Origin of the sequence: Lunatibacter salilacus (assembly GCF_009797935.1) — a bacterium.
GTDB lineage: Bacteria > Bacteroidota > Bacteroidia > Cytophagales > Cyclobacteriaceae > Lunatibacter > Lunatibacter salilacus.
Window position 1 is genome coordinate 1 of sequence record NZ_VOLC01000051.1, and the last position, 977, is coordinate 977.

A 977-nucleotide genomic window follows, 5' to 3' on the forward strand; every position below is an offset into this window, starting at 1 on the left:
CTTACAGGGCTGGGAATTATCATAACCAAAAAAATCCGCACAAATCCCGAAAAACCGGGACAAGTTCCGCTATATCTGTCTAATCCGTGTTCTATACCGTTGCAACCAACCATTCTATCGAAATAACTACCTCAATATCAGGATACAAAAAGCCCCAGCGGGGTGACATCTTAGTAGCCCCGGGTGAAGCCCGGGGTTTGGGAATAACCGTAGTCTCCAAGTTTTGGCCGCCACCATGTCAATTTCACCTTGCCTCTCCCGCCAAAACCCATTGTTGGTTGGGCTGCCGTCTTTTTCTCGGAGCGATGAGGTATTTCGAAAAAGAAAAGGCAGAACCGGACAGAATCAGGTTTTGGCGGGAGAGGCTGGCTTCTTCAACCTTTACCTCGGCCAAAAGAGGGTACCAAAAATGCAATCCATTCTACCCATATATGACCCTTAACACCAAAGAGGAGGCCAGGAAAAAACTCAACAAATGGTTAAAGTAGTCTGGACGGATTCGGCAATCTCCTATTTAAACGATATTGGTGAACATATTGCAAAAGATTGAGAGAGATATGCTGAAATAGTTGTAGAACGGTTATTTGATGCTGTTGACATACTCGAAGATCATCCCAGGTCAGGAATAATGGTGCCTGAATTTGAAAATGAAAAGATTAGATCTCTAATAAGAATAAACTATAGAATTGTATATCATATCGTTGATGAGTTTAGAATTGACATAATTACAGTTCATCGATGTGAACGATTAATACATAACGCATTCGATTTTGACAACGAATAATGTCCGACCGACAGTGAAGCTGTCGAACGCTTCAATAACCCAGTAACCAGTAACTCAATAACATAATAACCAATCAACCTAATTACCCATTACCTATGACCTATCCCGAAAATGAAAAGGCAGAACCAAACAGAATCCGGTTTTGGCGGGAAAGGAATGGCACCACAACCATCCCCGCTGCCAAAACGAAACC

2 protein-coding genes are annotated in these 977 nt (G+C 42.5%); both read left to right on the forward strand.

Annotated elements, in window-relative coordinates; translation table 11 throughout:
• Nucleotides 1–86 precede the first annotated feature (86 nt).
• Nucleotides 87–488 carry a hypothetical protein gene (locus tag FQ608_RS27075; protein ID WP_158861640.1) on the forward strand — a complete coding sequence of 134 codons (402 nt, stop codon included), beginning with the start codon at nucleotides 87–89 and terminating at the stop codon, nucleotides 486–488.
• Between the two features lie 77 nt (nucleotides 489–565).
• On the forward strand, nucleotides 566–784 hold the full coding sequence (locus tag FQ608_RS28190; RefSeq protein WP_394351692.1) for a type II toxin-antitoxin system RelE/ParE family toxin: 219 nt from the start codon (nucleotides 566–568) through the stop codon (nucleotides 782–784).
• Nucleotides 785–977: the final 193 nt, after the last annotated feature.